This window comes from Acinetobacter sp. F9, assembly GCF_019195275.1.
Classification (GTDB): Bacteria; Pseudomonadota; Gammaproteobacteria; order Pseudomonadales; family Moraxellaceae; genus Acinetobacter; species Acinetobacter pseudolwoffii.
On record NZ_CP078068.1, the window covers coordinates 743,614 to 758,623 of the forward strand.

Sequence of the window (15,010 nt, forward strand, 5' to 3'; positions counted from 1 at the left end):
TCAATTCGCTTGATTTAAAAACCCGCGTTGATCGCGGGTTTTTTTATGCCATTCCAAGATGCTTTTGATAACGTATTTTAAGCAGATCAAACAAATGATCGCAGCCAAATTCTTATCCTACATATCGTATTAAAAGTAATTATTTTAAACAAAATAACTTTTAACCCTCCAAGATAACAATTACCTTCGGCAACATCTCATTAAAAAATATGTCACTTGCTATTATTGATGTTTCACTTTTAAATAAAATCGAAACAGCTAAAGAATAATCACAGGAAAAGCAGAATGAATCCAAAAGAAATGAACGGTTTGGCCTTATTACAAGCGATGCGAGATGGGAAAATTCCCGCTCCAAGCATTAGCGAAACCTTGTCGATGCAACCTGCCGTTATCCAAAGCGGATACGTAGAATTTAAAGTCAAAGCCGATCACCGGCATTTAAATCCGCTTGGTGGCGTGCATGGTGGTTTTGCAGCAACTGTTTTAGACACGGTGACAGGCTGTGCGATTCATACTTTACTCGAAGCAGGGGTCGGTTATGGCACGATTGATCTGAATGTTAAAATGTGCCGACCAATTCCTCGAGATCAGCAGCTTAAAGCGACCGGACAATCAATTAACCTCAGTAAAAATCTGGGTATTGCTGAAGGTCGGATTCTGGATGAAGAAGGCCGTTTATATGCCCATGCCACTGCGACCTGTATGATTATTCGCCCTGAATAACCAAGAGAACCTGTGGCCAGCATTCAATCGATGACCTAAGCAATATTGCCCTTCGTCTGTCCGGCTTGAACACAGGCGATCTGTGGTCGGCTTAAGCCCTGAAACTCAAAATAATGCTTGGACACATTGGCCAGCTCTACATCTTGTATTTGCGCTGTCGATGCCTGCCAAGCTTTGGATTGATTGGTACCGGTCAAAAGATTACCTGAAATGGCATAGATATATAATTCTTTGCTTTGCTCTTTCAGATAATCGGCATTTAAAAACACTTCAAAGCTAAATTGACGTTCAGTTTCTACCAACCATTTTTCTGCAAACCATAATTGCAGCAAATCACCTAGATACAAGGATTTTTGCGCCAAGGGCCATAGCTTAATATGAGCATCTGTAACAGGAATATAATACTGTGCTGGATCTGCAATAATCTGCAGATAGTTTTCTTGATAATAAGTGAGTTGAGAGAAAATTTGAAGGATGCTGAGCGTATTCATTCGCTGTCTCCGGTTTAGCCATTTTTGTGCTGGCAAGTAGGTTTAAATCCACACTGTTTGACCATTTGGTCAAACGACTTTATGGTTTTAATCTAGCAAGTGAAATTTATTCTGACAAGTATTTTTCGTAAAATTTATGCAATTGTCTAAATTAAAAACAGACAGGCTGAATTTGTTATAAATATGACAGTTTTTGCTTGACCCCTGTCAAAATCCCTCTATAATCGCTTTCAGATTCTCCAATAGCTCAGTCGGTAGAGCGACGGACTGTTAATCCGCAGGTCCCTGGTTCGAGCCCAGGTTGGAGAGCCAAATACTAAAAAGCCCACTTATAATGAAGTGGGCTTTTTTTCGTTTAATATTTTATAAAAAGAGCCCGAGATGATTCAGGCTCGTTTTTGGCTTAATCCATCACATTAAAAGCCAAGGTATACTTATAACGCTTTAAATCATTCTTTTTTATGTCGAAAGGCTGCTGATAATCAATTTTCATTAAGTACTGGCCTTTTTCCTGCATATTAAAGTTGAGTAACCCTTGCGCATCTGTTGTGAGCGCTTTATAGATTTTTTTATCACGACTAAAATCTGTCGTTTGTGCCAAAATCTCAACGTTTAAATTCGCAACTCCTTTTTTATCATCCAGTACTTTCAATTGAATCGCTTGAGATTTTTTAAATGCATTTGGATGCGTGATAAATTGAACATCAAAGCCAGCATGGATATGCTGAATGACCTGATTCGACGTCACACGCCGTGAGACAAAGGTTTCAATAATATCGATAGTCTGCACAGTTTTCTGTGGCATGTTTTTCTTCAGCGCTTGCTGATCAATCACATTTTGATTGGCGGCTTGATTGGCTTTTGGAACAGCACTTAGAACCATTTTCCATTTTTGAGCAACCTGTGCATACTTTAGGCTATTCCCCTGTTTCTCGCCACGAATCCGATAGGTACCCTCTTGTTTATTTTCCAGACTATAACTACTTAGGGTTTGTGTTTTGGTCCATGCATCATCTGCAAGATAAATCTTTTGGCCTGTAGGCGTATGATAATGAAACTTAAAGTTTTTAATCGCCACTTCCGAGGCAAATGGATTGTCATAAAAGCCAGATACAATCGCAGTGTGATTGTTAAAAGTTTGATAACTTAGTGGGGCAACATAAGGATAGTGTGCAAAGGCTGTACTGCTGATCACTCCAAAGATCAAAAAAGGCATGACTTTTACCAGCTTATTCATTATTTCATCATCGTTATTAAGAAATCTGCTGTATTTTATGGATTAAGTCTGTAGATGTAAATAATTCTCATTTATATATTTGCTCTGGATATAAAAAATCCCCCATGAACGGAGGATTTTTAAATGTTCACTGCAATTAAGCCGCTTGAACCGGAACACCGCTATGGAAACGGAAAGTGTCATCTGGTGTCAGAATCAGCTGCTTTTCAACGTTACGAATATGATCAATCCGGCTTTGAATATCCTCTTGCGGATTTTTCAATTTTGCCGTGGTCGCCACATCCATCGCCAAAGCCAGATAGTCCTCAAAGTGACGAGATTCAGACTTAAGCAAGTAACGGTAATAACGTGCCAACTCATCATCCACACGCGAAGCCAGCGCGTAGAAACGCTCACAAGAGCGTGCTTCCACAAAAGCACCAATCACCAAGACATCAATCAAGGCTTCAGGTTCAAAAGTCCGGATTTCTTTGCGCAAGCCACCGGCATAACGTCCCGCACTTAAGTTCTGCCAGGCCTGTCCACGTGTATTCATCAGTTCAAGCACTTGTTCATAATGCAGCATTTCTTCACGCACTAACTGCGCAAGCTTCACCTGTAAATCGACAAAGTAACTATAGCGAAACATCAGGTTCATGGCCGTGCTGGCTGCTTTTTTCTCACAATTAGCATGATCTTGCATCAAGATTTCAAGATTTTCGACTGCCACATTCAGCCATGCCTTGGGCGTTTCACACCCCAGGAAAGCAATCACCGGCTGCATCAGTTCATCATAATTAATATTTGACATAACGATTCTGATCTTAACGTGCTGACTTAATCACAGCTTTCATTTGCTGAACCGCTTGTGCCAGACCTACAAATACAGCATCTGCAATTAATGAGTGGCCAATATTAAGTTCATGAATTTGTGGAATCGCCGCAATTGGCGTTACATTATCGAGGTTTAAACCATGACCGGCATTCACTACCAGACCTTTCGATGCGGCATATTCAGCGCCTTTAATAATGCGCTCAAGCTCAGTCTGCTGGGCTTCAGGCGTTTCTGCATCGGCATAAGCCCCAGTATGAATCTCGATGGTCGGTGCACCACAAGCAACTGCTGCATCAATTTGGGCAAAGTCGGCATCAATAAACAAAGACACATCACAACCAATCGCCGCCAGTTCTTGCGTAGCTGCTTTGACTGATTCGAAATGGGTCACCACATCCAGACCACCTTCAGTGGTGACTTCCTGACGTTTTTCAGGGACAAAACAGACATGATGCGGTTTAATTTCCTTGGCAAAAGCGACCATCTCATCTGTTACCGCCAGCTCGAGGTTCATACGGGTTTTCAGTGCAGGACGCATACGACGCACATCTTCATCCTGAATGTGACGACGGTCTTCACGCAAGTGCAAGGTAATGCCCTCTGCCCCGGCCTGCTCACAGATCAATGCAGCATTGACTGGGTCTGGGTACGTTGTACCACGTGCTTGTCTTAATGTTGCGACATGGTCAATATTGACACCAAGTAATGCAGCCATAATCTTTTCCTAACTACGTTTGAGATTGAGAGTTTTGAATCCAGAGTTGCCGACTTTTTAATGGCCGATCACCCAATAAGGCCGTGATCACCTGTCGATACAGTTTCGTCAACAATTGTAACTGTTCCGGATTAAAATCCCCACCATTTTCATGATCTAGCATACTTAAAATCTGCTGACCTGACATGGTAGAGCGTAATGCTTTGGCCGATGGCATAAAACCGGCATTGAGCTGAAAATAATAGTGTTGTAACGGATCGATTTGTACCTGATGAGCATCTAGGGAAAAATCCAGACCATAACCGAGTTCTTCCAGCAAGATATGTTCAAATTGCCGCAAAATCTGTTTTAAGTATAAATTGGGATTAGATTGTTCTGATAATTGCTGCAATGCAGTTAATGTCTCTGCATATTTGGCAAAGGTTTGCGGCATTTCCACTTCTAGGGGGCACAAACGCAACAGGACTTCATTCAGATAAAAGCCTGAAAAAAAGGCATCGCCAAAAAAGAAAATCGGCTGATTGACAATTTCCAGTTTGGTAAAGTTTTTGAGTTCTGATTTTCCGGTGGCTTGCAAACTGATGGGCTGATATTGCGGCGGCGGTGTTTGCCGGAGAATGCCATCCATACGACCGTATTCCTGGGTAAATAAATGCACAATATGGCTGCGCTCACGGTACTTACGATGATGAATCAGATAACCATGCAGTACTTCGTTACGCATAAGCGGACACTTTAATCCTTATCTTTTTTTGATTTTTTATCATCGTCGTCATCTCCATCCGGGATGACTGCGCCCACAACAGCCGCAGTGCCTTTGACTGCGACTTTTGTGGTTTTATAAGCCACCTTGACAGGAACCGTGACCACTTTATGGATACAGCCTTGCAAGAATAAAACACATGCAAGCACTGCCAACACTTTCATCATCACGAAATTCCTTAAAGGGGCTTATTAATTTTATAACTTAGATATCGCTATAACCTAAGCTTTTCAATGCACGTTCATCATCAGACCAGCCGCCTTTGACTTTCACCCAAAGGGTCAGCATGATTTTCTGTTCGAACATTTTTTCCATGTCGAGACGTGCATCCATACCGATTTTTTTCAGCTTAACGCCTTTCTCACCAATCACAATGGCTTTTTGGCTTGGACGATCGACAAAAATCGTAGCATCAATATAGGTACAGGCCGGCTTCATACGACCAGTCTTTTCATTCATCACTGGCTGTTCAGTTTTGAATGATTCAATCTGCACGGTTAAATCATATGGCAGTTCTTCACCCAGCTGACGCATGATCTTTTCACGAATAATTTCAGAAGCCAGGAAACGCTCTGAACGGTCAGTTAGTTGATCCAGGGAGTACAATGGCGGCTGGAACGGCAGATACTTGGCAATCGTGTCACGTAAATGCTCAAGATTGGCACCACGAAGTGCAGAAACAGGTACGATTTCCGCAAAGTTCATCAGCTTTTCGCGCTCACGAATCAGTGGTAAAGCTTCGTTCTTGTTCTCAAAAGTATCTAATTTGTTGATCACCAGAATCACCGGCATTTCAGCATTTTTCAGCTTTTCCAGTACCAGATCATCATTCGGCGTCCACTTCTGTGCATCCACCACAAACAAAACCAGATTCACATCACGTAAAGCCGAATGGGCAGCACGGTTCATCATTTTATTGATGGCACGTACTTCCTTTTTATGCATCCCCGGCGTATCCACGAATACCGCCTGAGACTTTTCACGCGAATCAATCCCGACAATTTTATGCCGTGTAGTTTGCGGTTTACGTGAGGTAATTGAGAGTTTCTGACCCAAAATATGGTTCATTAAGGTAGATTTACCCACATTCGGGCGACCTACAATAGCGACAAAACCACTGCGATAATCCGACGGAATTTCGGTGCCTTGTGCGCTAAAAAATTGATTTACCAGGTCGTGACTGTCGCTTTGCGACTCGTGATCAGCATCAATGTGATCGGAATGAGTAGTCATTAAGACTTATGCTCCAAAAGTTTTAAAATATCTGCCGCAACGGCTTGTTCAGCAAAACGTCGGCTGGCGCCTTCACCCTGCATGGTCGGTAATCCCTCAATCTCACATTCCACTTTAAAATGCTGATTAGGGGCATCACCTTGAATATCTACAACCTCGTAAACTGGGAGAGGTTTCTTACGTGCTTGTAGATACTCTTGTAAACGTGATTTAGGGTCTTTAAGCTGATCGGTCGGCTCAATATGATCCAAATACGGTTCATACCATTTTAACACAATCGGCTCTAACACAGTGAGATCAGCGCAATCCACATAGATTGCGCCAATAATGGCTTCTACAGTATCTGCCAGTATAGACTCGCGATGATGACCGCCAGATTTCAATTCACCGGTACTGAGAATTAAACTCTGACTGAGTTTTAAATCATTGGCGATTTTCCCCAATGCTTCCTGTCGAACCAAGGTGGCACGCATACGCGTCAGCCGGCCTTCGTTTTCGCTTGGGTAGGCAGTGAAGAGATAATTCGCAATGATCATCCCTAAAAGAGAATCGCCTAGAAATTCTAGGCGTTCATAGTTTTGTTTATGACTGACTGAACGATGGGTCAGTGCCAGCTTGAGCAGTTCAGCTTGTTTAAACTGATAACCGATCCGTCTGGCAAGACGTTCATCATTGAGTTTTGACTGCGCTTTGATCAAAATTTTTCTCAAACTTCATCACTAAATCGATATTCATTATGAAATTTTTACGAATTTCATAATTCTTGTGTATCTGCAAACCATCGGTATGGATAACTTTGGCAATTTCATCAAACTTCAGATCGCGAATATTATTCATTGATAAACGCTGATCCATCTGCTGACGGAATTTTTCTGGTGTTATATTGGCTGGCGCACTTTTTAACAGCGCCTCAATTTCACCATCGACCATACGATCATCAAAGTAGGGTCCCCACACTGCAATCGCTACTTTGGCTAGAAATGCAAACCCCACGATTGCAAATAAAATCCCAATATACGAAGCACCTTGTTGATGTCTCATTTTTTATTTTCCTGATTGAAACAATTAATCGATTGTCCCGTTGCGACCAAACGATGGCAATTTAAAGCCAGGTTCTTTATGCATCCAGATATAGAATGCACGACCTGTTAAGTTTTCTTCCGGAACAAGCCCCCAGAAACGGCTGTCAGCACTCTGATCGCGATTATCCCCCATCGCAAAGTAATGACCTTCTGGCACCTTTACTTCCCAATATAAACCATTTTCACTTGAATATTTACCATTTTCCACAAAGTTAATATAAGGCGCCTGACGCGCGACATTGACCCCTTCCAGCTCACGCATGATAAAGCTATGCTGACCTAAAGTTTCTTTATGATAAATGGCATTGGGTGTATCCAGACGATCTTTTTCACGGCTAAATTCCACTGGAACTTTCGCTACTTGTTCACCATTGATGCTCAACTGACCATGATCATAGACAATATGATCACCGGGTAAACCAATAATACGCTTGATATAGCTGATGGTCGGTTGTGGTGGATAACGGAATACTGCCACATCGCCACGCTCTGGACTGCCAGTATCAATAATTTTAGTGTTGACCATAGGCAGTTTCACGCCATAGTCAAATTTATTCACCAGAATAAAGTCCCCAGTTTCCAGGGTTGGCACCATTGAATCCGATGGAATATTAAACGGTTCAAACAAGAACGAACGCAGCACCAGTACAATCGTCAGTACTGGCCAAAAGTCATAAGCCCAGGTAATGATAAAATTTTCATTGCCCTTGCCGCGAGTTTGTCTTTGTTTCAGGACAAACTTGTCAAGCAACCACAGTGCGACAAAAAACAGCGTCGCAGGAACAAGAATCAAATTAAAATCAAAATCCATGGGCTTATATCCTTATTCTTCTAGCGTTCGACTTTTAACACAGCGAGGAACGCTTCTTGCGGGATTTCGACACTACCCACCTGCTTCATGCGTTTCTTACCTTCTTTCTGTTTAGACAGAAGTTTTTTCTTACGTGACACGTCACCACCATAACATTTGGCCAATACGTTTTTACGCATGGCTTTTACAGTAGAACGTGCAATGATTTGCGCACCAATTGCCGCCTGAATTGCCACATCAAACATTTGACGCGGAATCAGGTCTTTCATTTTTTCCACCAGCGCAATGCCACGATGACGCGCGTCGTTACGGTGACAGATCATTGCCAGAGCATCGACTTTTTCACCATTGATCAGTACATCTACTTTTACCAATGAAGAACTTTCAAAACGGACAAAGTTATAGTCGAGGGATGCAAAACCACGTGAACAAGACTTCAATTTATCGAAGAAATCCATGACCACTTCTGCCATTGGAATTTCAAAAGTAATCGACACCTGATTGCCGAGGAATTTCATGTCTTTTTGTATGCCACGGCGCTCGATACACAAGGTCATGACATTACCCAGATATTCTTGCGGTACTAAAATATGACATTCGGCAATCGGTTCACGTAAATCTTCTACGGTTGAACCATCCGGCATTTTAGACGGGCTGTCGATATAAATCGTCTGGCCATTTTTCATCACCGCTTCATAAATTACGGTGGGCGCAGAAGAAATCAGATCAAGATCATACTCGCGTTCTAAACGCTCTTGTACAATCTCCATGTGTAGCATGCCCAAGAAGCCACAGCGGAAACCAAAACCGAGTGCATCCGAACTTTCCGGTTCAAAGAACAAGGCCGAGTCATTAATTTGCAGTTTATGTAAAGCTTCACGAAACGGTTCAAAGTCACTGGCATCAATCGGGAATAAACCGGCATAAACCTGCGGTTTTACTTTTTTAAAGCCCGGTAGCGTTGCAACTTCAGGTGTGGTTGCCAAGGTAATGGTATCACCCACCGGCGCACCAAAAATGTCTTTAATACCGGCAATCACGAAGCCGACTTCGCCTGCTTCCAACATACCTGTTTCAGTATGTTTCGGGTTAAAGATCCCCACAGAAGTAATGATGTGCGTTTGACCTGTTGATTTCATCAACATCTTGTCGCCTTTACGCACACGACCCTGCTTTACACGTACCAGAGAAACTACCCCAAGGTAGTTGTCAAACCATGAATCTACAATCAGGGCTTGCAACGGCGCTTCGCGATCACCGACCGGTGCCGGAATCACATTCACCAGGGTTTCTAAAACATTTTCAATGCCCAGACCGGTTTTGGCTGAACATGTCGGTGCTTCTGTCGCTTCAATGCCGATGATTTCTTCAATCTCGTGAATCACACGCTCAGGTTCAGCTTGTGGCAAATCGATCTTGTTCAGTACAGGCAGTACTTCCAGACCTTGCTCAATCGCGGTATAGCAGTTGGCGACAGACTGTGCTTCCACACCTTGTGCGGCATCAACGACTAATAAAGCACCTTCACAGGCTGCGAGCGAGCGCGACACTTCATACGAGAAGTCGACGTGTCCCGGCGTATCAATAAAGTTCAGCTGATAAACTTCACCATTTGGATGGGTATAGTTTAGCGTCACCGAAGTGGCTTTAATGGTAATCCCACGTTCGCGCTCAAGCTCCATAGAATCGAGGACTTGAGCCTGCATTTCACGATCTTGCAAACCGCCACAGGTCTGAATAAAGCGATCTGCGAGGGTCGATTTACCGTGGTCAATATGCGCAATAATCGAGAAGTTACGAATGTTTTTAATATCAACAGATTTTTTAGCTTGCGCCATGGGTTACCTTGAGAAAAAACGCGCTATGTAATTTAAAAATATTACATAACAAAAGCCGAATAGAAATTGCGAAGGATTATAGCAGAATGGTGATCTAGAAAAAGAATTATATTTTTAGCTTTGTCCACTCTGCCAAAATACCTGTCCAGCGATCTCAAGCTCAATCACTGCAATGAAAATTTGAAAATCACACCATGTTTTTGCTAAACCTGATTGAAATATCTAACTCTGTGCCAAAGAAGTGAGCGCTTATTGATCTAGATACACTATTGAAAAATCATAAGGATTGATCTGATCAGAAAGAGGTTGATAGGCTTGGGTAAAGGTAGGCGACATGCGTTTAGGACGCCCAGTGGCCATTTCAATACAGGCCCACTGCGTACTACCTGTAAATAACAGGTTTTGATCCTGTGGTCGATAAAATGCATATTGGCGAAATGAATACAGTGCATTGATATCGTTCAACCAGGTTCGCAAAATAATTTCATCGCCCTCGAAAGCAGCCTTGCGATATTGCACCTGATGCTCAACTGCCACCATGGCATGTTTCAGTTCCACATATTCCTTTAACCCCAATCCCAATTTTTCAATATGGGCTGTGGCGACCTCCTGCATCCACTGTACATAGACCACATTATTGACATGGCCCAAGCCATCGATATGTTCAGCTTGCACCTTTAACGCAAGATCAAAAATAGCTGTCACTTTTCTCTTATCCTTTCCATTATTTTCAACTGAATAGAGTCTACCGAATTTATAGGCTGGGTAAATTGCAAATAATAAAAAACCGCCCATCAAAAGCGGTTTTTTATATTTAAAAATCTGAATAGAATTAGATACGCATTCCGACAATCGCACGCTGCCCTTGGCGCATGAGCGTAACGCGTGCCACATTGCCCTTCTTCAACTTAGAAACTTCTTGTACAAATTGCTCTGCGTTCAATACTGCCTTGTTATTAATATGCGTCACCACATCGTTTGGCATGATACGCGCCTGTGCGGCAATGCCACCTGAACGAACATCCTGAATCATGACCCCGCCTTTGATCTCCAGTCGATCCTTTTCTAGCGAACTTAAATCACGAATAGCCACACCAATTACAGGTCCTTTGCTCGGCTGCGCCTGTGCTCCGGCTTTTGCAGGGGTATCATCCGGTGCGGTACTTAAGGTTGCTGAAATATTACGGCGCTTATCATCACGTAAAACCTCCAGCTGTACCTGTTGCTGAGGTGCAGTACGGTTGAGATAGTTTAATAATTCACTGGTGCGTGAAATCGCAGTGCCGTTATATTTTAAAATCACGTCACTGACACGTAGACCGGCACGTGCGGCGGGTGAATTTGGTGCAACCTGAGTAATTAAGGAGCCTTCAGGCTTAGAAAGGTTGTAAGACTCTGCCAGATTACGGTCGATATCCTGCAAGCTGACCCCCAGATAGGAACGGGTCACTTTACCATTCTTTTTCAGCTGCTCTGCCACTTCCATGGCCACATCAATCGGAATCGAGAAGGAGAGCCCCATATAACCGCCGGTTCCACTGAAGATCCGCGAGTTCACCCCGACTACTTCACCATGCTGGTTAAATAAAGGCCCACCAGAGTTACCCGGGTTGAGGGCCACGTCTGTCTGGATAAAAGGCACTGCTGTTTCACCCATCATGTTGCGCATTTTGGCACTGACGATTCCGGCAGAGGCCGAATAATCAAAACCAAATGGCGAACCAATCGCGAGCACAGGCTCACCGACACGTAAGCGGCCTACATCCCCGGTACGCAATTCTGGAAAATTCGAACCTGTGACCTTAAGTAAAGCTACGTCGGTACGTGCATCACTTCCCACCACAGTGGCATCAATTTCACGGCGATCATTCAGGGTAATGGTGACTTTAGATGCATCCTCAACCACATGATGGTTGGTCAGCAGATAGCCATCTTTACTGATAAAAAATGCACTGCCATAGCCGGTTTTTTCCTGTGGCATGCGCTGCTGAGGGATAATCACCTGATTGCCAAAGAAGCGACGTAGAATTTCCGGAACTTGTTGTTGTAAGAGTTCTTCTTCGCTCATTTTTTTAACGACATTGACACTGACCACGGCAGGACTGACCTGCTCGACCAGATTTGAAAAATCAACCGGTGTGACAGCCTGCAACTGTGCAGCACTCATGGTCAGGGTCGCTGCAAATAATCCTTTTTTTAAGTTTAGAATTTTCATATAAATTATTCACTCAAATTGTTGATAAATTTATGTAAATAGGTTTTATCACAAACATTGTAAAGTTTAAGTAATAATATGTTTCAATGCTTCACGCTGGACAATATCTCATCATTAAAACACTAAGTTAAGGCTTTGATTAATTTTTTTCATTAATAAATGAGCATTTCAACGCTTGCCTTTTGCACAAAAAAGCGCTGTTATTACCAAACTTTTTTTTAAATTAGCTGATGGACATGTCTAATTCATCCCTTACCCATCAATTTGACGTCATTATTGTGGGCAGTGGCGGTGCCGGTTTAAGTTTAGCCTTATCGCTCCCGGACCATTTTAATATTGCAGTTTTAGCGAAATCCACCCTGACAGATGCCAGCACCTTTTATGCGCAAGGCGGTGTTGCTGCAGTACTCGATAAAATGGATTCGATTGAACAGCATATTGATGACACCATGATTGCAGGTGCACAGCTATGTGAAATGGACGCAGTCAAACAGACGGTAGAAGGGGGCAAACCATCAGTTGACTTTCTGCTAAAACACGGTGTGCAATTTACCCTGGATGAACAGGAACAGTTGCATCTCACCCGTGAAGGCGGCCATTCACAGCGCCGGATTATTCATGCCGCAGATGCCACAGGTCGTGCAATTTCGACTACTTTGGTACAACGCGCCCAAGAAAAATCAAATATCACTATTTTTGAAAATTATATTGCGATTGATCTGATCTGTTCACATAAACTTGGCCTAGACGGTGAAAACCGCGCGCTAGGTTTATATGTGCTGGATGAAAAAAATGAAAAAGTACATACTTTTTTAGCGCCCTTTACCGCCCTTGCCTGTGGCGGTGCAATGAAAGCCTATCTTTATACATCAAATCCGGATATTGCCACAGGTGACGGCATTGCCATGGCCTATCGTGCCGGCTGCCGGGTGGCTAACATGGAATTTAACCAGTTCCATCCGACCTGTCTCTATCATCCACAAGCGCGCTCCTTCCTCATCACTGAAGCAATGCGCGGCGAAGGGGCTTATCTGCGTCTGCCCGATGGCGAACGCTTTATGCTGCGTTTTGACGAGCGCGCCGAACTTGCACCACGCGATATTGTCGCACGCGCAATCGACTATGAAATTAAGCGCTTGGGTATTCGGCATGTCTGGCTGGATATTACCCATAAGGATGAAAGCTTTGTTAGAGAACATTTTCCTACGCTTTATGCCCGCCTGCTGGAACTGGGTATTGATATCACCAAAGATATGATTCCAGTGGTACCTGCAGCCCATTACACCTGTGGTGGCGTTGTGGTCGATGAACATAGCCAGACTGATATCGCAGGTCTATATGCAATTGGGGAAACCTCTTATACTGGTCTGCACGGTGCTAACCGAATGGCCAGTAACTCACTTTTAGAATGCTTTGTGTATGGCATGAGTGCAGCCAAGCATATCGAATCTCATTTCAATGCTGACTATACCTTTCCGCCCGTACCCATCTGGGATGACTCACAGGTAACCAATCCGGATGAAGATGTGGTGATTCTGCAAAACTGGGATGAGCTACGTCAGACCATGTGGAACTATGTCGGTATTGTGCGCAGCACCAAACGTCTGGAACGTGCCTTGCATCGTATTGAAATGCTGAAAAAAGAAATCACCGAGTATTACCAAGATTATCAGGTCAGCAAAAACCTGATCGAGCTTCGCAATCTGGTGCTGGTCTCAGAAATGATTGTGCGCTGTGCCATGCAGCGTAAAGAATCTCGTGGCCTGCATTTCACGCTGGACTATCCGGAATTATTGCCTGAATTACGCAAGACCATTCTAAATCCGGTGAATTTTGAAGTAGAAACACCCTTGGTCAATATTTAGATTATTGGGGAGATATGATTTTTAAATCATATCTCCCTGTCTTTTAGCGCTCACCTACTTAATTAAGCTTAGGCTATTTATATCACTGAACTTCTATTCTTCAGGTGTTTAGTGTTGAGGTGGAATGGCATAAGTCGCAGTAACATGCGCCACTGGCTCATCAAGGTCTACTGAATAAATCCAGACTTCCCCGACAATCAGAACTTTACCGACTTTAATAAGCTTGCACTCTCCTCGCAAATCCGTGCCACCTGAAGGTTTACGGAGAAAATTGATATTCAGATTGGTGGTGACAGCCAAACCCACCAGGCCAATTTCGCCCAGAATAGCGACATATAAGGCAAGATCGGCCAAGGTCATCATGGTTGGGCCAGAAACAGTACCACCCGGACGCAACTCTTGTGCGCTAACCTGATACAGCAAAGTTGCGCCGCGTGGAACAACGGCTTCGATCCTACATTTTTCTAGGCTTTGTGGAAATTCTTGTTGTAAAAATTGTTGGATTTCGGTTTTGGTCGTTTTCATCTTATTAAAAAAATCTTCTATATTGCCTTCAATATAGAAGATTTTTCACACATTCACCTAGTGAAAATTAAAATAAACAGGATTTCAATTTAAACCAGATTTCAAATAACTTAAAGCCTGCTCGAATACCTGCTCCGGTGTGCGGGTTGCATCCAGACGTTTGATCCGTTCCGGATAACGCTGCCACAACGTTTCATAGCCGACTCTTACTTTCTCAAAGAAAGTGACTTTCTCTTGTTCAAAGCGATCCAGTGTGCCACGCGCACGTGCCCGGTTCATTCCCAGTTCAATCGGTGCTTCTAACCAGAAGGTGATGTCTGGCATACGTGCCACAAAGTGATCATTTAATAACTGCAGCTTTGTTTCCCTGAGTCCACGACCTGCACATTGATAGGCAAAGCTGGCATCAGTAAAACGGTCACAGAGTACAATTTTTCCGGCTGCTAAGGCTGGCAGAATGACTTGTGCCAAATGCTGGGCACGCGCCGCATACATCAATAGTAATTCGGTATCATGCGCCATCGTTTCTTCATGATTCACAGCCAGAAGTAGTGCACGGATCTGCTCGGCCATCGGCGTACCACCCGGCTCGCGCGTAAGCACCACATCTTTACCTTGCGCCATAAAATCGTCATAGATCGAACGAATGAGTGTGGTTTTACCTACACCTTCTGTGCCTTCAAAGCTAATAAACATAC

17 protein-coding genes and 1 tRNA gene are annotated in these 15,010 nt (G+C 43.5%); 3 read left to right on the forward strand and 15 right to left on the reverse strand.

Annotated elements, in window-relative coordinates; genetic code table 11:
- Positions 1–285 precede the first annotated feature (285 nt).
- Positions 286–723 (forward strand): PaaI family thioesterase, encoded by a 438-nt coding sequence (locus KT990_RS03620; RefSeq protein WP_100534824.1) that lies wholly within the window; start codon positions 286–288, stop codon positions 721–723.
- Positions 724–758: 35 nt separating this feature from the next.
- Here KT990_RS03620 and KT990_RS03625 read toward each other — a convergent pair whose 3' ends face one another.
- On the reverse strand, positions 759–1,214 hold the full coding sequence (locus KT990_RS03625) for a hypothetical protein (protein ID WP_218209180.1): 456 nt from the start codon (positions 1,212–1,214) through the stop codon (positions 759–761).
- A 236-nt stretch (positions 1,215–1,450) separates the two neighbouring features.
- Here KT990_RS03625 and KT990_RS03630 point away from each other — a divergent pair.
- Positions 1,451–1,526: transfer RNA gene (locus KT990_RS03630), tRNA-Asn, on the forward strand.
- 91 nt (positions 1,527–1,617) lie between these two features.
- On the opposite strand, the gene KT990_RS03635 is transcribed toward KT990_RS03630, so the two are convergent.
- The 12 genes from KT990_RS03635 to KT990_RS03690 form a co-directional block, all read right to left on the reverse strand.
- Positions 1,618–2,451 carry a DUF4198 domain-containing protein gene (locus tag KT990_RS03635; RefSeq protein ID WP_218209181.1) on the reverse strand — a complete coding sequence of 278 codons (834 nt, stop codon included), beginning with the start codon at positions 2,449–2,451 and terminating at the stop codon, positions 1,618–1,620.
- A gap of 136 nt (positions 2,452–2,587) precedes the next feature.
- On the reverse strand, positions 2,588–3,241 hold the full coding sequence (locus tag KT990_RS03640) for a tRNA-(ms[2]io[6]A)-hydroxylase (RefSeq protein WP_218209182.1): 654 nt from the start codon (positions 3,239–3,241) through the stop codon (positions 2,588–2,590).
- Between the two features lie 13 nt (positions 3,242–3,254).
- A complete protein-coding gene (pdxJ, locus tag KT990_RS03645; RefSeq protein ID WP_159516068.1) occupies positions 3,255–3,980 on the reverse strand; it encodes a pyridoxine 5'-phosphate synthase in 726 nt (241 codons plus the stop codon).
- Positions 3,981–3,993: 13 nt separating this feature from the next.
- Positions 3,994–4,704 (reverse strand): DNA repair protein RecO, encoded by a 711-nt coding sequence (recO, locus tag KT990_RS03650; protein WP_074383331.1) that lies wholly within the window; start codon positions 4,702–4,704, stop codon positions 3,994–3,996.
- Between the two features lie 11 nt (positions 4,705–4,715).
- Entirely contained in the window at positions 4,716–4,910 is a 195-nt protein-coding gene (locus tag KT990_RS03655; protein WP_005097547.1) for an NF038104 family lipoprotein, read from the reverse strand.
- 37 nt (positions 4,911–4,947) lie between these two features.
- Entirely contained in the window at positions 4,948–5,976 is a 1,029-nt protein-coding gene (era, locus tag KT990_RS03660) for a GTPase Era (RefSeq protein WP_005097549.1), read from the reverse strand.
- Positions 5,976–6,674 (reverse strand): ribonuclease III, encoded by a 699-nt coding sequence (gene rnc / locus KT990_RS03665; protein WP_005097550.1) that lies wholly within the window; start codon positions 6,672–6,674, stop codon positions 5,976–5,978. The genes era and rnc overlap by 1 nt, the downstream gene beginning before the upstream one ends.
- Positions 6,646–7,017 carry a DUF4845 domain-containing protein gene (locus tag KT990_RS03670; protein WP_005170117.1) on the reverse strand — a complete coding sequence of 124 codons (372 nt, stop codon included), beginning with the start codon at positions 7,015–7,017 and terminating at the stop codon, positions 6,646–6,648. Before KT990_RS03670 ends, rnc begins: the two co-directional genes overlap by 29 nt.
- A 24-nt stretch (positions 7,018–7,041) precedes the next feature.
- Positions 7,042–7,869, reverse strand: coding sequence for a signal peptidase I (gene lepB, locus KT990_RS03675; RefSeq protein WP_218209183.1), 828 nt, complete (start codon positions 7,867–7,869; stop codon positions 7,042–7,044).
- 20 nt (positions 7,870–7,889) lie between these two features.
- On the reverse strand, positions 7,890–9,707 hold the full coding sequence (lepA, locus tag KT990_RS03680; RefSeq protein ID WP_005097556.1) for a translation elongation factor 4: 1,818 nt from the start codon (positions 9,705–9,707) through the stop codon (positions 7,890–7,892).
- A 249-nt stretch (positions 9,708–9,956) separates the two neighbouring features.
- Entirely contained in the window at positions 9,957–10,412 is a 456-nt protein-coding gene (locus KT990_RS03685) for an acyl-CoA thioesterase (RefSeq protein ID WP_100355707.1), read from the reverse strand.
- Between the two features lie 127 nt (positions 10,413–10,539).
- A complete protein-coding gene (locus KT990_RS03690; RefSeq protein ID WP_218209184.1) occupies positions 10,540–11,922 on the reverse strand; it encodes a Do family serine endopeptidase in 1,383 nt (460 codons plus the stop codon).
- Positions 11,923–12,158: 236 nt separating this feature from the next.
- Here KT990_RS03690 and nadB point away from each other — a divergent pair, with 236 nt between their 5' ends.
- Positions 12,159–13,787 carry an L-aspartate oxidase gene (nadB, locus tag KT990_RS03695; RefSeq protein WP_218209185.1) on the forward strand — a complete coding sequence of 543 codons (1,629 nt, stop codon included), beginning with the start codon at positions 12,159–12,161 and terminating at the stop codon, positions 13,785–13,787.
- Between the two features lie 108 nt (positions 13,788–13,895).
- Here nadB and KT990_RS03700 read toward each other — a convergent pair whose 3' ends face one another.
- Complete coding sequence (locus tag KT990_RS03700) at positions 13,896–14,312, reverse strand: PaaI family thioesterase (protein WP_005097561.1); 417 nt, start codon at positions 14,310–14,312, stop codon at positions 13,896–13,898.
- Positions 14,313–14,396: 84 nt separating this feature from the next.
- Positions 14,397–15,008, reverse strand: coding sequence for a dTMP kinase (gene tmk / locus KT990_RS03705; RefSeq protein WP_218209186.1), 612 nt, complete (start codon positions 15,006–15,008; stop codon positions 14,397–14,399).
- Positions 15,009–15,010: the final 2 nt, after the last annotated feature.

What these genes read in the sequence shown, in the direction of transcription:
- KT990_RS03620 (WP_100534824.1), top strand. Translation starts at nt 286, where the DNA reads ATGAATCCAAAAGAAATGAACGGTTTGGCCTTATTACAAGCGATGCGA.
- KT990_RS03625 (WP_218209180.1), bottom strand. Translation starts at nt 1,214, where the DNA reads ATGAATACGCTCAGCATCCTTCAAATTTTCTCTCAACTCACTTATTAT.
- KT990_RS03635 (WP_218209181.1), bottom strand. Translation starts at nt 2,451, where the DNA reads ATGAATAAGCTGGTAAAAGTCATGCCTTTTTTGATCTTTGGAGTGATC.
- KT990_RS03640 (WP_218209182.1), bottom strand. Translation starts at nt 3,241, where the DNA reads ATGTCAAATATTAATTATGATGAACTGATGCAGCCGGTGATTGCTTTC.
- pdxJ (WP_159516068.1), bottom strand. Translation starts at nt 3,980, where the DNA reads ATGGCTGCATTACTTGGTGTCAATATTGACCATGTCGCAACATTAAGA.
- recO (WP_074383331.1), bottom strand. Translation starts at nt 4,704, where the DNA reads ATGCGTAACGAAGTACTGCATGGTTATCTGATTCATCATCGTAAGTAC.
- KT990_RS03655 (WP_005097547.1), bottom strand. Translation starts at nt 4,910, where the DNA reads ATGATGAAAGTGTTGGCAGTGCTTGCATGTGTTTTATTCTTGCAAGGC.
- era (WP_005097549.1), bottom strand. Translation starts at nt 5,976, where the DNA reads ATGACTACTCATTCCGATCACATTGATGCTGATCACGAGTCGCAAAGC.
- KT990_RS03670 (WP_005170117.1), bottom strand. Translation starts at nt 7,017, where the DNA reads ATGAGACATCAACAAGGTGCTTCGTATATTGGGATTTTATTTGCAATC.
- lepB (WP_218209183.1), bottom strand. Translation starts at nt 7,869, where the DNA reads ATGGATTTTGATTTTAATTTGATTCTTGTTCCTGCGACGCTGTTTTTT.
- lepA (WP_005097556.1), bottom strand. Translation starts at nt 9,707, where the DNA reads ATGGCGCAAGCTAAAAAATCTGTTGATATTAAAAACATTCGTAACTTC.
- KT990_RS03690 (WP_218209184.1), bottom strand. Translation starts at nt 11,922, where the DNA reads ATGAAAATTCTAAACTTAAAAAAAGGATTATTTGCAGCGACCCTGACC.
- nadB (WP_218209185.1), top strand. Translation starts at nt 12,159, where the DNA reads ATGTCTAATTCATCCCTTACCCATCAATTTGACGTCATTATTGTGGGC.
- KT990_RS03700 (WP_005097561.1), bottom strand. Translation starts at nt 14,312, where the DNA reads ATGAAAACGACCAAAACCGAAATCCAACAATTTTTACAACAAGAATTT.
- tmk (WP_218209186.1), bottom strand. Translation starts at nt 15,008, where the DNA reads ATGTTTATTAGCTTTGAAGGCACAGAAGGTGTAGGTAAAACCACACTC.